Genomic DNA, 19,587 nt, shown 5'->3' with positions numbered 1-19,587 from the left:
AGGGGCAAGGAACGCGGCTCGATCACCGTTGCCGAGCAGTCATCGGCAGGCGTTCTTGACGGCTTGACCAGAAACCGGTTGTCACGAACGAGGCCGTACAGGGAGCGGAACTGCCAGGCCGTCTCCTGTCTCCCGGGCGTCCGCGAGACATGGGGCGGCGATGCGGATCCACGGCACTGCACCTCGTACGACCCGCCGCGGACACCGCCGCACCCCCGTCCGCCAGGCTGACGCCACGACCGCGCGGTGGGACGGCCGACTGCCGAGCCGCCGAGGCCGCTCGGCGAGAAAACGCGGTAACCGATTTCCCGACAGAGCGGGATCAAGGCCCTCGGCCACACCACGGCGCCGCCGGGCCTTCCCCGGCCTCGGCTCCCGATCCTGACCCTTCACCCCGCCGTGACGTGGGCATACGGGCGGAATCGAGCCAGGAGAAATCCGCGCCTGCCCGATCCGCCAGACCGATTGACCCGCCGTTCCCGGCAGATCTACGGTAGAAGGCGCTTTCTGAAAATGTTTCTACTCAGCGTGTCAGGAGTCTCATGCCCAGCCCCCAGCTGCCGCGGGCCGTGTTCGCGATGGACCCGGTGCACCTCCCCCTGCTGTTCCCCCCGGCGCTCATGGCCCGACTGCGGCAGGCGGCCGACCTCGATCCCGGCCTCGTGCTGCGGGACTTCACCGATCCCGCGGCGGCCGAGGTCCTCGCGGCGACCGAGGTGCTCATCACCGGCTGGGGCTGCCCGAGCCTCGACGCGGACGTTCTCGCCTCCGCACCCCGGCTGCGCACCGTGCTGCACGCGGCGGGCTCCGTCCGCTCGCTCGTCGGTGAGGAACTGTGGGAACGCGGCATCAGCGTGTCCAGCGCGGTCACCGGAAACGCGCTGCCGGTCGCGGAGTACACCCTCGCGATGATCCTGCTCGCCGGAAAGGACGCCTTCACCCACCGCGAACGGTTCCGCACCACACACGCCTACCCGCCCCCGGCCGAGACCGCGCACATCGGCAACGTCGGCCGCCGCATCGGCGTCATCGGAGCCTCGCGCGTGGGACGCCGCCTGCTGGAGCTGCTCCGTCCCTTCGACTTCACGGTCCTGCTCCACGACCCCTATGTGAGCCCCGCCGAGGCCACCGCGCTGGGCGCCCAACTCGTCTCGCTGGACGACCTGTTGAGCCAGTGCGACATTGTCAGCCTGCACGCCCCGGACATCCCCGAGACCTACCGCATGCTCGACGCCGGGCGGCTCGCGCTCATCCGGGACGGCGGCGTCCTCATCAACACGTCCCGGGGCGCGCTCGTCGACCCTGACGCACTGGCCGACGAACTGGTCGCCGGTCGACTGTATGCCGTACTCGATGTCACCGAGCCCGAGCCGCTGCCGGCGGGGTCGCCGTTGTACCGGCTGCCGAACGTGTTCCTCACGCCTCATATCGCCGGGTCGCTCGGGAACGAGCTGGAGAGACTCGGGCGGATCGTGGTGGAGGAGCTGGAGCGGGTGGCGTCCGGCGGGGCCCTGGTGCACGAGGTGCGGCATGCGGATCTGACCCGTGTCGCCTGAGGGAACCGGCACCTCTCGGCCGACGGAAACAATGGGATACGGTTTTCCGCACCGGCTCCGGGCCGGGCCCCCGACCGGTGTCCTCCCGGGCCCCGGTGGGGCGATCGCGACGGTGAAGGAGCCCCCAGGGTGAGTCAGCGCAAGGCTTCGGGCGACGCCGGACGAGCCACCATCCGGGACGTCGCGGAGCAGGCGGGCGTCTCCGTCGCCAGCGTCTCCCGCGTCCTGTCGGGCAACTACCCGGTCTCGGAGGAACTGCGCCGCCGGGTGATGAAGGTGGTCGGGGACCTGGACTACGTCACCAACGCCCACGCCCGCTCCCTGGCCGGCGGCGGCACACCCACGGTGGCGATCCTCATCAACGACATCACCGGCGCCGCGTTCGCCCATGTCGCGAGGGGTGTCGAGGGGGCCGCCACCCTGCGGGGCTGGCTCTCGCTGGTCGGTACGACGGGTGACGACCCCGAGCGCGAGCTCGCGCTGGTCAACATGATGCGCCAGCAGGGCGTCGCCGCCGTGGTGCTGCTCGGCGGCGCCTACGACTACGACGAGTACCAGCTGCGCATGGCCCGGTTCGCCCGCTCCCTGGACGCGGCCGGCTCCCATCTCGTGCTGGTGGGCAGGCCGCCGCTGGAGGGTGACGTACCGGCGACGACCGTCGACTACGACAACGAGGGCGGCGCGTACGCCATGGCCAGCCATCTGTTGTCCGCCGGGCACCGCAAGGTCCTGGTGCTGCCGGGGCATGCCGAACTGACCACCGCACAGGGCAGGTTGAGGGGTGCACGGCGGGCCTTCGAGGCGTACGGCGTGCCCTTCGAACCCAGCATGGTGCGGCACGGCTTCTACGACTACGAGCACGGCTACGACGCCGTCCAGGAGAGCCTGCGCGACGGGCTCGACTTCACCGCGGTGCTGGCCGGGACCGATGTGGTCGCCGCGGGTGCCATGCAGGCGTTGCGCGCGGCGGGGCTGCGGGTGCCGGAGGACGTGTCGATCGTCGGGTACGACGACATTCCCCTCGCGTCCCAGCTCACGCCTCAACTGACCACCGTGCATGTGCCGTACGAGGAGATGGGCCGGGTCGCTCTGCGCGCGGTCGCCGACCGGCGCGAGGGGGGCCCGGGCCGTCGTAAGGGCGACGGCGACCACCTCGTGCTGGGCACCCATGTCGTCGTACGCAACTCCGTCCGACCGCCCGCCCCTCGCGTGTGATCCCTGCGAGTGGGCGGTCCGGAAGCGCTGTGAAAGCGATCGTTTCGTAAGCGTTTTCCAAAGGTTTTTTCGTGATCCTCCGAGGCCGGGCCAGTGGCCGCCCGGCCTCTGCTCAGGCTGCGATCCACATGCTTTGACCAGTGCATACAGCCGAAGATCGGCCGCCGCACGCGGGACACTTCGGCATCACGCGACGGACAATCCGGCGTAACAAATTTCCGCGCACCTCTTGCTATGGACTGATCCGTCGTCCTACCGTCCCAGCAACCGCTTACTACCGCTTCCGCTTGGCCGACCCCCCTCAACCGCGAGCCGCGGATTCCGGCCGCCGTTCCCGGCCTGCGCCCCCCGAGCCGCCGTCCTCGTTCCGAGACGCCCAACTTCCGAAGGAACACGGTCAGATGAACTTCACCAGCCGCCGGAGAAGGTTCGCCCAAACCGCTGTCGCGGGTATCGCGCTGACAGGCCTGCTCGCCGCCTGTGGCGGGTCGGACTCCGGAGACGACACCGACTCCTCCGGCCCGGTCACCCTCGACTTCTGGGGCTGGGCCAACGGCCAGGAGGCCGTCGTGAAGGCGTTCAACGCCTCTCACAAGGACGTCCAGCTGAAGTACACGAAGATCACCGACCAGCTGACCATGCAGAAGCAGCTGAGCAACGCCGTCAAGGCGGAGAACGCTCCCTGTCTGCTGCAGAACACCGGTGAGTACGTGACGAGTTGGGTCGCGCAGGGCGCGCTGGCCGACATCTCGAAGTACGTGGAGGCGAGCAAGGGCAAGTTCAACTCCGGTTCGTGGGCGACCGGTCAGGTGCAGGGCAAGACCTACGGTGTGCCCACGGCCTCGGCGCCGGCGTTCACGATCTACCGCACCGACATCTTCAAGAAGTACGGCCTGAAGGCCCCGACCACCTGGGACGACTTCATCGCCGCGGGCAAGGTCCTCAAGAAGCACGACATCAAGATCACCAACTACGCCGGTGAGGACCCCAGCACCCTGGAGGTGCTCGCCATGCAGGCGGGCGCCCACTGGTACGCCATCGACGGCAACGCCTGGAAGGTGAACTTCCAGGACGAGGGCAGCCTCAAGGCCGCGAAGGTGATCCAGGAGATCATCGACAACGACCTCAACGCCAAGCTGTCCTTCGCCGACTACGCGGCCGTGCAGCGCAGCTTCGACAACGGTGACACCGCGACCCGGCAGATCTCCACCTGGCAGATGTCCGGCATGGTGCAGAACTTCACCAAGTCCTTCGGCGACTGGGCGCTGTCCCCCTGGCCGACGTTCGCCGGTGAGGCAGCCAGGACACCGGCCGGCACCAACCAGAGCGGCAACCTGACGCTGGTGTCCGAGCAGTGCGAGCACCAGGAGCAGGCCGCCGAGGCGGCGCTGTGGATGTCCACCGACACCGGCGCGGTCAAGACCATGGCCAGCCCGGAGACCGGCAGCGGTGTGATGCCGGCGCTGGCCGACAGTGACTCGTACGTGCCCGAGGCGATCTCCGAGAAGCTGCTCGGCAAGAACTACGACCCGGCACAGCAGATCGTGAAGGACAGCCTCGGTACCGTCACCACCGACTGGACCTTCGGTCCCAACTGGACCGCGATGTTCACCGAGTTGCAGAGCCAGTGGGGCAAGGTCGTCAGCAAGAAGCAGACGGTGACCGACCTCCTCGCCCACATGCAGGAGTGGACGGTCAAGGACCTGAAGTCCCGCGGCATCAACGTCAAGGGCTGAGGCACATCCCGATGATTCGCTCACTGCGCTGGAAGGGTGCCGCCTTCACGGTGCCCTTCCAGCTCGGCTTCGTGTTCCTGTATCTGCTGCCGATCGGCTACGCCGTCTACCAGTCGCTGTACCGCTCGCAGTCCTCCGGCCTCGGCCTGGGCGGCACCACCGACGAGTTCTCCGGCTTCGACAACTACCAACAGGGCCTGACGGACTCGAAGTTCATGGGATCCGTGCTGCGGGTGGTGGTCTTCGCCCTGGTGCAGATCCCGGTGATGCTGCTGATCAGCCTGGTGCTGGCACTGCTCCTGGACGCGGTGACGGGCAAGGTGGCCGGCAAGTTCCGGATCATGCTGCTGGTGCCGTACATGATCCCCGGGGTGGTGGCGGCGATCGTGTGGATCAACGTGTACAGCCCGGATGTCGGCCCGCTCACCCCGCTCGGCGACTTCTTCGGCCTCCACTGGAACTTCTTCTCGCCGTCGATGGTGTGGCCGTCCATCGGCAACCTGCTGACCTGGCACGGCATCGGCTACAACATGGTGATCATCTACGCGGCGCTGCAAGGCGTGCCGCGTGAGCTGTTCGAGGCCGCGCGGCTCGACGGCGCCTCCGAGTGGCGGATCGCGCTCAACATCAAGATCCCGTTCGTGCGTGGGGCGTTGGTGCTGACCGGCATGCTCTCGATCATCCAGATGCTGCAGATCTTCAACGAGCCGGCGCTGTTCCGGAACATCACCCCGGAGACGGTAGACGACAGCTTCACCCCGATCATGATCATCTACAACCAGGCGTTCAACGCCGGGAACTACCACTACGCCGCGACGCTCTCGGTCCTGCTCGCGCTGATCCTCGGTGTCGCCTCCTTCCTCTTCTACCGGCTCACCTCGAGGGAGGCCGACTGATGACCCTCACCGAAGAACGCGCGGGCACCCGCACCGTCCGCCGTCTCAACCGCCCCGACCCGGCGGCCCGTTCACGCGGCGGCCAGCGGTTCCTGCTCGTCGGCCTGACCCTGGCGAGCGTCTACAGCCTGTTCCCGGTGTGGTGGCTGATCGTCGCCGCCACCAAGGACCGCACGGGCCTGTACCAGTCCAACGGCCTGTGGTTCTCCGGCTGGCACCTGTGGGACAACCTGCGCCAGGTGTTCACCTACGACGACGGCATCTTCCTGCGCTGGACGTTCAACTCGTTCCTCTACGCCGGTGTCGGCTCCCTCGGCGGCACACTGATCGCCCTCGCGACGGGCTACGGCCTGGCCCGCTTCGACTTCCCGGGCCGCAACCTGGTGTTCGCGAGCGTGGTCGGCTCGTTCCTGATCCCGCTCGCCCTGCTGACCCTGCCGCTGTATCTGCTGTTCTCGGAGATCGGCCTGGTCGACACGCCCTGGGCGATGCTGATCCCCTGCCTGATCAACCCGTTCAGCGTGTACCTCGCCAAGGTGTATACAGAAGCCACCATTCCGTACGAGCTCCTGGAGGCCGCTCGTATCGACGGCGCCGGCGAACTGCGGATCTTCTTCAGCATCGTGCTGCGGATGATGACGACGGGCGGCGCGACGGTCTTCCTGCTCGCCTTCGTGAACACCTGGAACGCCTTCTTCCTCCCGCTCACCGTGCTGCGCGGCCAGGAGAACTGGACCCTCAACCTGGGCCTGTACAACTGGTCCGGCAAGCGCGCGGAGTCCGGCGTCGACCTCACCAGCCTGGTGCTGACCGGCGCCCTGCTGTCCATCATCCCGATGGCGATCATGATGGTCGCCATGCGCCGCTACTGGCGGTCGGGCGTCACCATGGGGGCGCTGAAGTGACGTTGCTGCACAACCCGGTCCTCCGCGGCTTCGCCCCCGACCCCTCACTGGTCCGGGTCGATGACCGTTACTACGTGGCGACCAGTTCCTTCGAGTGGTTCCCCACCATCCCGATCCACCGCTCCCGCGACCTCGCCCACTGGGAGTACGCGGGCCACGTCCGCGGCGCCGTCCCCGGCGACTCACTGGCCGGCGTCCCCGACTCGGGCGGCGTCTGGGCACCGTCGCTGAGCTGGGACGGCGAACGGTTCTGGGTCGTTTACTCGATCGTCCGCTCGGTCGGCACGCCCTACTTCGACGTGGACACCTACGTCAGCACGGCGACGGACCCGGCCGGCGAGTGGACGGCCCCGCACCGCGTCGCGAGCCACGGTTTCGACCCGGCGCTGTACCACGCCGAGGACGGCCGGCTGTGGCTCCTCAACCTCCAGAACGACTGCCGCCCCGGCGGACAGCGCTTCGCCGGCATCGTGGCGACCGAGCTGGACCGGAGGACCCTGGCCGCCGTCGGCGACACCCACCTGCTGCTCCAGCACGGACGGCTCGTCGAGGGGCCGAAGCTGCTGCGGCGGGAGGGCTGGTACTACCTGGTGCTGGCGGAGGGCGGCACCGGTTTCGAGCACGGGGTGCTGGTCGCGCGCAGCCGTGCGCTGACCGGCCCGTACGAGGTCGACGCGCGGCCGCTCCTGACGACCCGGGACGACCCGACGGTGCCGTTGCAGAAGGCAGGACACGGGGAGTTGGTCCGGACGCCGGGCGGGGACTGGGTGCTGAGCCATCTCGCCGCCAGGCCATTGCATACCGTCGACGGCCGACGGTGCCCGCTCGGGCGGGAGACCGCGATCCAGGCGGTGGTGTGGGACGGGGAGGGGTGGCCGAGACTGCGGGACGGGGGGCATCATCCGGCGGTGGAGGTCGACGTACGACTGCATACGGTCGACGAACTGCCGGATATCGTCGACTCGGTGCATACGGTCGACGCGCCGCCGGATACCGTCGACTCGGTGCATACAGTCGCCGCGCCGTCGTATGCCGCCGACGATTCGGCATCTACGGTCGACGGTCCATTGCATACATCGGCCTCCGACCCCACCGACCCTGACCCCGACTCCGGTACCCACCTCGCCTGGCCCTGGAGCACCCTGCGCGCATACGCCGACCCGTCCTGGGCCGACCCCACGACCCGCCCCGGCTGGATCCGCCTGCGCGGTCGGCACGGCCCGGAGTCCTGGTGGGCGCACAGCCTGCTCGCCCAACGCATCACCGAGCACCGCGCGGAGGCCGAGGTCACCGTCGAGGCGCGGCCCGGTACGTTCACGCAGGCCGCCGGCCTCGCGCTCTGGTACAACACCGAGGCCTATCTGAGCCTGGACCTGACCTGGGCGGAACCGGAGGGCGAGGGGCAGCACGGGCAGCAGTGGCGGGGCGGTGGCCGTACCGTGCTCAGCCTCGTCGAACGGGAGGAGTCCGGGACCCGGCAGGTGGCCGTCGTGGATGTCGACGCGGGCGCACCGCTCACTCTCGGCGTGACCGTCGACGGTGCGGAAGCACTGTTCTGGTATCTGCGGGGCGGCGTGCGCACACCGGTCGGCGGGCCGCTCGACTTCGGCAAGCTCTCCGACGACCACGGTTCCCGGCTCCGTTTCACCGGAGCGATGGCCGGCATCCACGCCGTGGATCTTGTCGACGCGGCGTTCACCGCCGATTTCACGGGATTTCGCCTGACCTGCCGGTAGCCCTCGGCCTCTTTCCGACTTTCCCCGGCGAACCTAGGGTAGGAAGCGCTTACTATCCGCCTTGGTCGATAACTTTCCATGGCCCTCGGGCGGGCCGGAGAGGTGGTTCCCGATGGTCCGTACGGGGAGTGCGAGTGTGGCGGCCGGGCCGACGCTGGCAGTCGTGGCACGGGAGGCGGGGGTGTCCGTGCCCACCGCCTCCAAGGTCGTCAACGGCCGGGAGGACGTCGCACCCGAGACGCGCCGCCGGGTCACCGAGGCCCTGGACCGGCTCGGCTATGTCCGCAGACCCCGCTTCGACGCGGCGAAGCCGCCGGCGCTGGTCGACCTCGTCGTGCACTCGCTCAACAGCTCCTGGTCGGGGGCGGTGCTGCACGGTGTGGAGGAGGCCGCGCACGACGCGGGCCTGGAGGTGGTGGTGTCGGCCGGGCTGACCCGCCAGCGGTGCGGTCGGCCCGAGCGGGGCTGGCTGGACAAGCTCATCGCCCGTGGTTCGTCAGGGGTGTTGTTCAACCTGGCCGAGCTGACGGCCTCCCAGTACGCGTGGCTGGAACAGCACCGCATCCCGTTCGTGATGATCGACCCCGTGCTGGAACCGCCGGCGGGCGTGGTGTCGGTCGGCGCGGCGAACTGGCAGGGCGGATTGAGCGCGACCGAGCATCTGCTGGCGCTGGGCCATGAGCGGATCGCGGTGATCGCCGGGAACCGGCGCAAGATGTGCAGCACCGCGCGGGTGGCCGGCTACCGTTCGGCGCTCGCGTCGGCGGGGGTGCGTCAACGCCCGGAGTACGTACGCCACGCCGGGTTCGACGAGTCCGTCGCCCGCGAACGCATGCGGGAACTCCTCGACCTTCCCGAGCCGCCCACCGCCGTCTTCGTCTGCTCCGACCGGATGGCGCTCGGCGTCTACGAGGCCCTGGCGGAACGGGGGTTGAGCATCCCCGACGACATGAGCGTCGTCGGCTTCGACGACCTCCCGGAGGCCCGCTGGGCCAGCCCCGCCCTCACCACCGTCCGCCAGCCGCTGTCGGAGATGGCGGCGACGGCTACGCGGCTGCTGGTGCGGATGATGGAGGGGACGCGGCCGGAGGGGACGCGGACGGAGTTGTCGACGCGGTTGGTGGAGCGGGCGAGTACGGGGCGGCCGCGGGAGTAGGGGCGGGTCGGCGGGCTCCGTACGGGGGGCTAGGTGGCCCGCCAGACCGTCACGTCCGCCATCAGGAAGCTCACTCCCGAGGTGTCCCACAGCGCGGTGCTCTTCACCTGAACCACGAGCAGCGCGATGTCTCCGGAGGGGTGCCTGACGCAGAATTCGCTGCCGGCGGAAGCGGCGGCCAGTGGGAAGTCGTGGTAGACCTCGCCGCCCTCGTCCTCGGCGCCACCGAGGATCCAACGGCAGTCCCCCAAGGTGGCGCCCGGTTCCTCGGCGACGTACTGGACGATCAAGCTGTCGTCGCTCTTCAGCGTGCAACCGACGTCTTTGCAGGTGAAGCGGACGTCGCCCTTGCGGTCCTCGCGGGTCGCGGGGCGTTTGCCGTCGTGGAGGTACAGGGAGTTCTTCTCGTTCAGGTTCAAAGGAACGCCCGCCGGCACCCCCTGAGGCTGCCCCGCCACAGACACGGTCGCGGATGGACTCGACGCCTCCCCCGTCCCGTTGCCCTCGGCTTTCGCATCCGCCCCAGCCGCGGACGCCTCCGCCGACCGCCCGGACGCCGTCGAATCCGGCGTCGAGGAAGATGCGGTCGTGTCCCGCCCCTGAACCCCGTCCGCCCCTCCCCCGACCTTCCACACCAGTCCCGTCACCAACAACGCGCCCGCAGCCACGACCCCGCCCGCGATCAGCGCCGTACGACGTCGACGGCCCCGCCGCCGCTCCGGCGCCACCGGTACCGTCGCCCGCTCCGGCGCGATCAGCGGCATCGTGTGCACCGGAGTCGGATCCGGGACCGGGGCCGGGACGGTCACTTCGGGCCCCGTGATCTCCTGCCACACCGCCGGTCCGCCGCCCGCGTCCGCGTCCCGGCCGAGCCGCTGCCGACACCACTCGACGACCTCGGCGAGGGTGGCCCGGTCCTGAGGAGCCTTGGCGAGGCAGCGCTCGATCAGCGGCCGGAGCGACTCGGGCAGCCGGGACAGGTCGGGTTCGGAGTGGACGATCCGGTAGAGGATGGTCGCCGAGGGACCGTCCCCGTACAGCGGCGAACCCAGGGCCGCGAACGCCGCGGTCTGGCCCAGCGCGAAGACGTCCGTCGCCGATGTGATGTCCCCGGCGACCGCCTGTTCGGGGGCCATGAACTGCGGCGTGCCGACGGCGGCGCCGGTGGCCGTGTACGCCGTGGTGTCGGCGGCCAGGGAGATGCCGAAGTCGATGACCCGGGGGCCGTCGGAGGCAAGGAGCACGTTGGAGGGCTTCAGATCCCGGTGGACGATGCCCTCGCCGTGGATGGCCTGGAGCGCCTCGGCGACGCCCGCCATCAGCCACAGCACGGCAGGCACCGGCAGCGGTCCGCGCCGGTGGACGGCTTCCGCCAGGGAGGGTCCGGGGACATAGAGCGTGGCCAGCCAGGGCGGACGGGCGTCCGCGTCGGCGTCGATGAGCTCGGCGGTGTAGGCGCCCCGCACCCGACGGGCCGCCTTGATCTCCCGGCCGAAGCGCCGCCGGAAGTCCGGGTCGTCGGCCAGCTCCGGACGTACCACCTTGATCGCGAGCGGTCGGCCGCCCGCCGTGTGCGACAGATAGACCCGACCCATGCCACCCGCGCCGAGCCGGGCGGCGAGACGGTAACCGGCCACCACAGGCGGATCGTCCACCTGAAGTGGCTGGAACACGTCAGCCGCGTTGTTCACCTGTCCCCCTGCTCCCCTGATCCCCTGTCGCACCGATCCGATCATCCGTGCGACAGCAGCAGCCTAAAGGGTTTTCCGTGACCGCTGACCAGGGTCGGGACCGCGACCGTCCAGCCGGGCCGCCCACCTGATCCCGCCCAGCAGATGCGCCCGGAAGTCGGGATCCTCGTACGCCTCGGCGGCGTGGCCGAGCGCGGTGTAGAAGACCCGCCCCGCGCCCTGTTCGCGGCACCACACCAGCGGGTGGTCGGCGCCCATGCCGCCTCCGTCGTAGGACGACTCGTCGGCGCGGGCCAACACCCGTACCGTGCCACGGGGGTTGGTGCGAAAGTCGTACCACTCGTCGGTGAAGTCCCATACGGCGGGCAGGTGTCGGGTGGCCGGGTGCTCGTGGTCCTCGATGACGGCTTTGCCGGGCTGGTACGCGGGGTGCCGGTCGAAGCGGGCGCCCAGCAGTTCGCCGTAGTACGGCCAGTCGTACTCGGTGCAGGCCGCCGCGTGTACGCCGACGAAGCCGCCGCCCGACTCGACGTAGGAGGCGAGCCGTTCGCGGCCGGTCGGGGTGAGGATCTCGCCGCTGGTGGAGAGGAAGACGATCGCGGCGTACCGCTCCAGGGGTGACTCCAGTGCCGTCGGGTCCTCGCTCGCGTCGACCTCGAAGCCGCCGAGGGTGCGTACGGCGGCGATACCGGCCGGAATGGAGTCGTGCCGGTAGTCGGCGGTGCGGGTGTGGACGAGGAGTCGAGGTGCCATGCCGGCGACCCTATGCCGCGGGCCGTTCAGGTCCCGCGGAAGTGATCGGTCCGAAGATTTCGGCAGCCCAACGGCATCCTGGCCGCTGCGTGAGGTGACCGGCCACCGCTCGGGTGTTCCATCACGGAGGCCGCTCTGCGTAGCCTCGGCTGCACGATGAACACCATTCCCGCACGACTTGACCACCTTGTCCTCGCAACCCCCGATCTGGCGGCGACGGTCGCCGACTTCGCCCGGCGTACCGGTGTGGCGCCCGCTCCGGGCGGAGTGCACATCGGGTTCGGCACCCGGAACTACCTGGTGTCGCTGGGCGGTACCGGCTATCTGGAGATCATCGGCCCGGACCCGGAGCAGCCCGAGCCGCAGGGGCCGCGCCCCTTCGACGTGGACACACTGGCGGCGCCCCGCACGGTGACCTGGGCGATCAGTCCGCCGGATCTGGACGCGGCGGTCACGGCCGCCCGGGCCCGGGGGTACGACCCGGGCGCGGTGCATCCGATGAGCCGCCGCAGACCGGACGGCACCCTGTTGGAGTGGCGGCTGACGGACGGCGAGACCCAGCACCCCTCCGGCCTGGTGCCGTTCCTCATCGACTGGGGCACCGCGGTCCACCCGTCCGCCTCCGGTCTGCCCGCCACTCCCCTGCTGGCGCTGTCAGCGACGGCTCCCGACCCGGGCGAGATCCGCGCCCTGCTCGCGGCCCTCGACACCGAACTCACCGTCACCGAGGGGCCGGTGGGGCTCTCCTTCACGGTGGACACTCCGCTGGGGCCGGTCAGCTTCGACTGATCGCGGGCGGCGTCGTCGAGGACACGTCCGATTCCTTCAAGACCGACCGTCCCCGCCCTGCCTACGGTGGCCGCATGACTCCACGATTCGATGCCATCGGCCTGATCGTCTCCGACATGGCCGCCTCCGTCGCCTTCTACCGCCGCCTGGGGTTCGAGTTCCCCGAGGGAGCCGAGCAGGAGGGGCATGTCGAGGCACAACTGCCCGGCGGACTGCGGCTGTTGCTGGACACCGAGGAGGTGGTGCGGTCCTTCCACGCGAGCTGGCAGCCTCCGGCGGGCGGTGGTCGCACGGGGCTGGCCCTGCGGTGCGACAGTCCCGCCGAGGTGGATTCGGTCTACGAGGAGCTGGTGGGCGCCGGTCACCACGGCGAGCTGAAGCCGTGGGACGCGGTGTGGGGCCAGCGGTACGCGAGCCTGCTCGACCCGGACGGCAACGGCGTCGACCTGTTCGCGCCGCTACCCTCGGCCGAGTAGCTCGGTCAGCGGCACACCGGCCAACTCCCTGACGTCCCGAGCCAGATGGGCCTGGTCGGCGAAGCCGGCGCGAACCGCCGTCTCCGCGTACGGCACCCCGCCGCGGGCCAGGCCGAGCGCCCGCTGCAATCGCAGCACCCGGGCCAGCGTCTTGGGCCCGTACCCGAACGCGGCCAGACACCGGCGGTGCAACTGCCGGGCTCCGAGACCGAGTTCGTCGGCGGTCGTCGCGACCGGGCGCCCCGCGTCGAGAGCCGCCACGACGTGCCCCAGCAGCGGATCGGGCGGCTCGGTGTCGGCCGCCCGCCCCAACGCCACTTCTTCGAGTCCGCGGGCCGGATCGGCGGCCGCGTTCACACGAGCGGTGAGCCGCCGTACTTCGGCGACCGGCCAGAGGTCGGCGAGTTCCACCCGTCGGTCGAGCAGCTCCCGGGCGGGTACGCCGAGCAGGCCGGGCGCGGTACCGGGCGGGAACCGCACCCCCGCCCACGCGGTCGGCGCGCCTTCGGTGACGTACGCACGCGTGTCGGGCCCGGCGACGAGCAGCCGCCCTTCGTGCCACAGCAGATCCATGCACCCGTCGGGCAGAACGCGCCCCGGGCCGGACCCGGACGGGGTATTGGTCCAGACGACGGCCCCGTCGAGCCGGGAGGCCCACTCCGAGTACATAAGAACCAGGCTACGCGGCACCCACCCAGGGGCGCGGGGCTGCATCGATCTGCGGCTCCGCCGCGTGGGCGCGATCAACCACGGACAACCCGCACCCGGCAGCGCTCCTACGGCACCCTCCCCCGATGCTCCTGCGGACTCACCCCGTACACCCGCTTGAAGGCACTGGACAGCGCGAACGCACTCCCGTACCCCACCTGCCGGGCGATCGCGTCGAGCGTCGCATCACTGTCCCGCAACCGATCCGCGGCCAACGCCAGTCGCCACCCCGTCAGATACGTCATCGGCGGCTCCCCCACCAACTCCGTGAACCGCCGGGCGAGAGCAGCCCTGGAAACCCCGGCCTTCGCCGCGAGCGACGCCACCGTCCAGGGGTGGGCCGGATCGTCCTGGATCAGCCGCAGCACCCGCCCGACGACCGGGTCCGCCATCGCCCGGTACCACGCCGGTGCCGCCGCCTCGGGCCTGGAGAACCACGCCCGCAGTGCCGCGATGACCAGCAGGTCGAGCAGCCGGTCGAGGACGACCTCCTGGCCGGGCTCGTCGCGCACGATCTCCTCCATGAGGAACGGCGTGAGCGGGCAGTCCCACACGTCGGAGGTGAGTGTGAGCAGCGGCGGCAGCGCGTCCAGCAGCCGCCCGCTGACCTCGCCCTGCCACAGATACGTGCCGATCAGCATCACGGCCGACCCGTCGAGCCGGTCGCCCCAGGTCCGTACACCCAGATCCATGGAGCCATTGAGGGAGCGCCCGTCCGGGTAGTGGCACTCGGCACCCGGCAGGATCACCGCCTGTGGTGCGGTGCCGGGGTCGTCGGCGCAGGTGTACGGGTCGGGGCCGCGGGCGATGGCGAGGTCACCGGCCCGCAGCCGTACCCGCTCTCCCGCGTCCGGCGTGATCCATGCCTCGCCGCGGATCATGAGCATGACGGTGAGGGGGGCGCGGTCCTCGATGCGTACGCACCAGGGGGGTTCGAAACACGCTCGGATCATGAAGGCGCCCCGCGCGCGGGGGCCCTCCAAGAGGCCTGCGAGAGCGTCCATGCGGCCAGCGTAGACGGCCGCGTATGGGAATGAGCCGTTCAGCGATGGGGTATTGGGGCGTGCGGCCGTTGACTTGAGGCATGGCAGACAACACGGCGAAGAAGACAGTGGTGGTGACCGGCGCCTCGGGTCGTACGGGCAGCCGGGTGGCTCAGGCGGTAGGGGCGGCGGGGTTCGAGGTGCGGGCCGCGTCCCGGGCCCAGGGCTTCGACTGGGAGAACCCGACGACGTGGGCGGAGGCTCTGCGGGACGCGGACGCGGCGTATCTGATGTACCCGTCCGACATCGGCTCCCCTGCGGCGGCCGAGGGTGTCGGGGCGCTCGCCCGGGAGGCGGTCGGGCTCGGCATACGGCGGCTGGTGCTGCTGTCGGCGCGGGGTGAGACGCAGGCGCTGGCGACAGAGGAGGCGTTGAAGTCGTCGGGGGCGCGGTGGACGGTCGTACGGGCGTCGTGGTTCTCGCAGAACTTCAGTGAGGGACCGCTGGCGGCGGAGTTGCGGCGGGGGGAGCTGGCGTTTCCGGCGGGTGAGGTTCCGGAGCCGTTCCTCGATGTGCGGGACATCGCGGATGTGGTCGCGGTGGCGTTGACGTCCGGGGACGCCTATGTGGGGCGGACGCTGGAGCTGACGGGGCCTCGGTTGCTGTCGTTCCGGGAGGCGGTCGCGGAGATCGCCGAGGCCACCGGGAGGGAACTGGCGTACATCCCGGTTCCGGCGCGGGACTACGGGGACGCGCTGGTGGGGTTCGGGGTGCCGGCCGAGGAGGCGGCGTTCCTGGTGGAGGTGTTCGAGGGGCTGCTCGACGGGCGGAACGCGCGTCTCACGGACGGGGTCCGGGAGGTGCTCGGGCGTGCGCCGCGGGACTTCGGGGACTTCGTTCAGGAGGCTGCGGCGGCGGGGACCTGGAAGTCGTAGTGGGGGTGCGCGACGTACGCAGGCTGCGGGTCGTATGTGGTCGCTCACGCAGTTCCCCGCGCCCCTGAGGGGCGCCTCAGGGACCCTCTGACTCCTTGTGCGGGGGGTGTGTGCTCTTCACATGGGTGCGCAGTCTCGACGTCACGTCCTCCGGCGGCAGGAACCGTGACCACCGCTCGGGGAACTCCGACGGCATGTCGGGGTCCTCCGGGTCGATGTTGTGGTGGGACGCGGCTCGTGCGACGTACTCGGCGACCTGTGCCTCGCGGACCCGCTCGTTCGCGGCGCGGGCCGCCGCCGTCGCGGCGGCCGGCCAGACGCGGTCGATCGCGGCGTTGACCGCGGCGCCCACGAGGACGGCGAAGGCGGAGACGCCGATCCACAGCATCACGGCGACGGCGGCGGCGAGGGAGCCGTAGATCGACGCGCCCTCGATGGTGTTGGTGAGGTAGATGCGCAGCAGGAAGCTGCCGAGCACCCACATGGCGAGGGCGACCAGTGCGCCGGGCACGTCCTCGATCCAGGGCGAGCGGACGGGGACGGACACGTGGTAGAGCGTGGTCAGGAAGGCGATCGACAGGACCATCACCACCGGCCAGTACAGGATCTGCACGAGGGTCTCCGACCACGGCACGATCCGCACCACCGCGTCCGGCCCGGCGACCATCAGCGGCAGCGCGATGGAGCCGATCAGCAGGGCCGCGAGGAAGAGCAGGAACGCCACCAGACGGGTCTTGACGATCCCCCGGACGCCGTCGAGGCCGTACATGACGGTGATGGTGTCGATGAAGACGTTGACCGCGCGGGAGCCGGACCACAGGGCGAAGAGGAAGCCTATGGAGATGACGTCGGGGCGGCCGCCGTTCATGACGTCGTCGAGGATCGGTTGCGCGATCTGGCGCACGCCCTTGTCGGACAGGACGGTGCGCGAGGCCTCCAGGAGGTTGGCCTCCAGGCTGCTGATGCTGTCGGTGCCGGTCCAGTCGTCGACGTAGCCGAGCAGGCCGATCATGCTGAGCAGCAGCGGCGGCACCGACAGCAGTGTGAAGAACGCGGCCTCGGCCGCGAGGCCCAGGATGCGGTACTCCATGCACGAGTTGACGGTGTCCTTGAGCAGCAGCCAGGCGGTCCTGCGCTTGGAGACGTCCCGATAGAGGGCACGCGCCCGGTGGAGGCGGCCGGAGGGAGGCCGCTGGGGGGATTCACTTGCTGGCTGCACGCCCTAAAGGTATCCGTCGCGGGAGGCTGCACTCATCCCCCGGGTGGCCGCCGGGCCCGTGCGAGCACCTAGGCGATTCGAACCCTTTTCCTGTCATGTCCGCGTTGGCCGAAATGTTCGGTCACTTATGTGAACACCCCGGTCCGGAAATTCTCGGGGTCCGGAAACAGGACAACGACCGAAAATCTCTTGAAGCGTTCATGAATCTGCCGAAACAATCCTGATTGCATTCGTTGCGTATGCCGAGGATCACTCGGGCGCACACGACACGGGGGAATTCACAGGTCACTGACCATGACCTTTTTCAGCCGCGTTGCCTGTGACTCGCCCTTTTCCGCGGCCACTCTCATCACATTCAGAACACGTCGCACCGCATTTCTCACTGCCCCCGGGGAACTGCACCAATCACCGAGGAGCTCTTTGTGCCGAACGGCACTGAACGTGTTCTCGCAGAAGTCCTGGCCGGTGTCGTCCAAGTGGACCATGTACCGCCCGACAGCCACTTCTTCGAGGATCTCTGCGCCAACTCACTCGTGATGGCCCACTTCTGTGCCCGCGTCAGGAAACGCCCGGACCTGCCGTCCGTGTCGATGCGGGACGTCTACGGCCATCCGACCATCCGCAGCCTGGCCGCCGCGCTCGATCAGGCCCCCGAACCCACCGTGGTCAGGGCCGAGGAGCCACCACCGCCGCCGGGCAGCACTCCCCGCTACGTCCTGTGCGGGGCCCTCCAGCTGCTGGTCTTCGGCCTGTACTGCGTGCTCGCCGGGGTCGTCACCGCCCGCGGCTACGAGTGGGTCTCCACCGGCGACGGAGCCGTCGAGATCTATGGGCGCTCGACGGTCTTCGGCGGCGGTCTCTTCCTCGGCGCCTGCGCCCTGCCGGTGGTGGCCAAGTGGCTGCTGGTCGGACGGTGGCGGGAGACCGAGTTCCCGGTCTGGAGCCTGGCGTACGTCCGGTTCTGGACCGTGCGGGCACTGGTGCAGGCCAACCCGATGGCACTGTTCGTCGGCAACCCGCTCCACGTGCTCTATCTACGGCTGCTCGGCGCCCGCATCGGGCCGGGCGTGACGATCCTGTCCCGCTCCGTGCCGGTCTGCACCGACCTGCTGACGATCGGCGCCGGTACGGTGATCCGCAAGGACTCCGCCTTCCTCTGCTACCGGGCGCACAAGGGCCTGATCCAGACAGGACCGGTCACCCTCGGCCGGGACGCGTTCGTCGGCGAGAAGACCGTCCTCGACATCGGCACCTCCCTGGGCGACGGCGCCCAGCTCGGCCACGCCTCCGCCCTGTACGGCTGCGCCACGGTCCCCGCCGGCCAGCGATGGCACGGCTCCCCGGCCCAGCCCACCGACGTCGACCACCTCCCCGTCCCCCCGGCCCGCTGCTCCACCGCGCGCCGCACCGGGTACGCGCTGGCCGCGCTGCTCCAGACGCTCCTGCTGTACGTCCCGCTCGCGATCGGCGGCACCTATCTGCTGCTCACCGTGGGGCCCGGCCTGGACGTGCTGCTGACCCCGGACTCCCAGGACCTGACGTCGGCGGCGTTCTACGGCGAGGCGCTCGGCCTGTCGATCGGCGCCTTCCTGACGTTCGTCGTCCTCGGACTCGCCGTCGTGACCCTGGTGCCGCGTGCGCTCAAGCCGGTGCTGCGGGCGGACCGGACATATCCGCTGTACGGCTTCCACTACTCCGTGCACCGCGCGATCGCCCGCATGACCAACATCAAGTTCTTCAAGTGGCTGTGCGGCGACAGCTCGTACATCGTCCACTATCTGCGGTCCATCGGATACGACCTCTCGCACGTGGAGCAGACCGGCTCCAACTTCGGTACGGAGGTGCAGCACGAGACGCCGTACCTGGCCACGGTGGGCAGCGGCACGATGGTCGCCGACGGGCTGTCGATCCTGAACGCCGAGTACTCGGGTACGTCCTTCCGCGTCGCCCGCGCCACGATCGGGGCGCGCAACTTCCTCGGCAACCACATCGCCTACCCGGTGGGCGGGCGCACCGGTGAGAACGTCCTGCTGGCGACCAAGGTGATGGTCCCGCTCGACGGCGAGGTCCGTGAGGGCGTGGGGCTGCTCGGCTCGCCCAGCTTCGAGATCCCGCGCACGGTGGAGCGCGACACCCGCTTCGACCACCTGCGCGAGGGCGCCGAACTGGACCGCCGCCTCGCCGCGAAGAACCGTTTCAACCTGCGCTCGATGGGGCTGTTCCTGTTCATCAGGTGGCTGCACTGGTTCGCGCTGATGGTCATCGGCTTCGCCGCGATCGACCTGTACCCGCGGGCCGGGGTGTTCGTGATCGGTGTGTCCCTGATGGCGGCCCTGCTCTTCAGCATCGGCTACTACGTCCTGGTGGAGCGGCTCCTGTGCCGCTTCCGGCCGCTGCGGCCGCTGCTGTGCTCGATCTACGACCCGCGCTTCTGGCAGCAGGAGCGGCTGTGGAAGGTGCCCGACAACCACCTCGTCGTGCTGAACGGCACCCCGTTCAAGAACGCCGTCTGGCGGCTGCTGGGCGTACGGGTCGGCCGCCGGGTCTTCGACGACGGCGCCTCCATCACCGAGCGCACCCTCGCCTCGATCGGCGACGACTGCACGCTCGGCGCGCACACCAAGGTGCAGTCCCATTCGCAGGAGGACGGCACGTTCAAGTCCGACCACATCACGATCGGCGCCGGCTGCACGCTCGGCACCGGCGCACTCGTCCACTACGGCGTCTCGATGGGCGACGGCGCCGTGCTCGCCCCCGACTCCTTCCTGATGAAGGGCGAGGAAGTGCCGTCGCGGGCGCACTGGGGCGGAAATCCCGCGGTGGGGAGGTAAGA

General features: G+C 69.9%; 16 protein-coding genes. 11 read left to right on the top strand and 5 right to left on the bottom strand.

All coding sequences use genetic code 11. The features are described from left to right. Nucleotides 1–542 precede the first annotated feature (542 nt). The 7 genes from ACWD3I_RS15570 (at nucleotide 543) to ACWD3I_RS15540 (ending at nucleotide 9,200) form a co-directional block, all read left to right on the top strand. A complete protein-coding gene (locus ACWD3I_RS15570; RefSeq protein ID WP_365394429.1) occupies nucleotides 543–1,556 on the top strand; it encodes a hydroxyacid dehydrogenase in 1,014 nt (337 codons plus the stop codon). Nucleotides 1,557–1,685: 129 nt separating this feature from the next. Continuing rightward, the gene (locus ACWD3I_RS15565; protein WP_365394428.1) at nucleotides 1,686–2,771 is read left to right on the top strand and encodes a LacI family DNA-binding transcriptional regulator; all 1,086 of its coding nucleotides are present in this window, start codon (nucleotides 1,686–1,688) and stop codon (nucleotides 2,769–2,771) included. A gap of 401 nt (nucleotides 2,772–3,172) precedes the next feature. Continuing rightward, the gene (locus tag ACWD3I_RS15560; RefSeq protein WP_365394427.1) at nucleotides 3,173–4,507 is read left to right on the top strand and encodes an ABC transporter substrate-binding protein; all 1,335 of its coding nucleotides are present in this window, start codon (nucleotides 3,173–3,175) and stop codon (nucleotides 4,505–4,507) included. A gap of 11 nt (nucleotides 4,508–4,518) precedes the next feature. Then, complete coding sequence (locus tag ACWD3I_RS15555; RefSeq protein ID WP_365394426.1) at nucleotides 4,519–5,403, top strand: carbohydrate ABC transporter permease; 885 nt, start codon at nucleotides 4,519–4,521, stop codon at nucleotides 5,401–5,403. After that, a complete protein-coding gene (locus ACWD3I_RS15550; protein ID WP_365394425.1) occupies nucleotides 5,403–6,308 on the top strand; it encodes a carbohydrate ABC transporter permease in 906 nt (301 codons plus the stop codon). Before ACWD3I_RS15555 ends, ACWD3I_RS15550 begins: the two co-directional genes overlap by 1 nt. Further along, nucleotides 6,305–8,044 (top strand): family 43 glycosylhydrolase, encoded by a 1,740-nt coding sequence (locus tag ACWD3I_RS15545; protein WP_365394424.1) that lies wholly within the window; start codon nucleotides 6,305–6,307, stop codon nucleotides 8,042–8,044. The genes ACWD3I_RS15550 and ACWD3I_RS15545 overlap by 4 nt, the downstream gene beginning before the upstream one ends. A 112-nt stretch (nucleotides 8,045–8,156) precedes the next feature. Continuing rightward, nucleotides 8,157–9,200, top strand: a complete 1,044-nt coding sequence (locus ACWD3I_RS15540) for a LacI family DNA-binding transcriptional regulator (protein ID WP_365394423.1) — start codon at nucleotides 8,157–8,159, stop codon at nucleotides 9,198–9,200. Between the two features lie 29 nt (nucleotides 9,201–9,229). Here the strand turns inward: ACWD3I_RS15540 and ACWD3I_RS15535 are convergent, their stop codons facing one another. Next, the gene (locus ACWD3I_RS15535; RefSeq protein WP_365394422.1) at nucleotides 9,230–10,891 is read right to left on the bottom strand and encodes a serine/threonine-protein kinase; all 1,662 of its coding nucleotides are present in this window, start codon (nucleotides 10,889–10,891) and stop codon (nucleotides 9,230–9,232) included. 63 nt (nucleotides 10,892–10,954) lie between these two features. After that, entirely contained in the window at nucleotides 10,955–11,644 is a 690-nt protein-coding gene (locus tag ACWD3I_RS15530; protein WP_365394421.1) for a ThuA domain-containing protein, read from the bottom strand. 156 nt (nucleotides 11,645–11,800) lie between these two features. Between ACWD3I_RS15530 and ACWD3I_RS15525 the strand changes: the two genes are divergently transcribed. Both ACWD3I_RS15525 and ACWD3I_RS15520 read left to right on the top strand, forming a co-directional pair. Further along, the gene (locus tag ACWD3I_RS15525) at nucleotides 11,801–12,433 is read left to right on the top strand and encodes a VOC family protein (RefSeq protein ID WP_365394420.1); all 633 of its coding nucleotides are present in this window, start codon (nucleotides 11,801–11,803) and stop codon (nucleotides 12,431–12,433) included. Nucleotides 12,434–12,507: 74 nt separating this feature from the next. After that, nucleotides 12,508–12,909, top strand: a complete 402-nt coding sequence (locus ACWD3I_RS15520; protein WP_365394419.1) for a VOC family protein — start codon at nucleotides 12,508–12,510, stop codon at nucleotides 12,907–12,909. Here ACWD3I_RS15520 and ACWD3I_RS15515 read toward each other — a convergent pair. Both ACWD3I_RS15515 and ACWD3I_RS15510 read right to left on the bottom strand, forming a co-directional pair. Further along, nucleotides 12,892–13,578 carry a helix-turn-helix domain-containing protein gene (locus ACWD3I_RS15515; protein ID WP_365394418.1) on the bottom strand — a complete coding sequence of 229 codons (687 nt, stop codon included), beginning with the start codon at nucleotides 13,576–13,578 and terminating at the stop codon, nucleotides 12,892–12,894. The genes ACWD3I_RS15520 and ACWD3I_RS15515 overlap by 18 nt on opposite strands. 107 nt (nucleotides 13,579–13,685) lie before the next feature. Continuing rightward, entirely contained in the window at nucleotides 13,686–14,621 is a 936-nt protein-coding gene (locus ACWD3I_RS15510; RefSeq protein WP_365394417.1) for an AraC family transcriptional regulator, read from the bottom strand. Between the two features lie 80 nt (nucleotides 14,622–14,701). Between ACWD3I_RS15510 and ACWD3I_RS15505 the strand changes: the two genes are divergently transcribed. Then, nucleotides 14,702–15,535: an NmrA family NAD(P)-binding protein gene (locus tag ACWD3I_RS15505; RefSeq protein ID WP_365394416.1), complete on the top strand. Its 834-nt coding sequence runs from the start codon at nucleotides 14,702–14,704 to the stop codon at nucleotides 15,533–15,535. Between the two features lie 76 nt (nucleotides 15,536–15,611). Here the strand turns inward: ACWD3I_RS15505 and ACWD3I_RS15500 are convergent, their stop codons facing one another. Then, nucleotides 15,612–16,754, bottom strand: a complete 1,143-nt coding sequence (locus tag ACWD3I_RS15500) for a YihY/virulence factor BrkB family protein (protein WP_365394415.1) — start codon at nucleotides 16,752–16,754, stop codon at nucleotides 15,612–15,614. A gap of 422 nt (nucleotides 16,755–17,176) precedes the next feature. On the opposite strand from ACWD3I_RS15500, the gene ACWD3I_RS15495 reads away from it, so the two are divergent. Beyond that, entirely contained in the window at nucleotides 17,177–19,585 is a 2,409-nt protein-coding gene (locus ACWD3I_RS15495; protein ID WP_365394414.1) for a Pls/PosA family non-ribosomal peptide synthetase, read from the top strand. Nucleotides 19,586–19,587 lie beyond the last annotated feature (2 nt).

The sequence above is a fragment of the Streptomyces sp. NPDC002817 genome, from assembly GCF_053592055.1.
The sequence above is the reverse complement of the archived record's forward strand: the minus strand, read 5'-3'. Positions and strand labels throughout refer to the sequence as shown.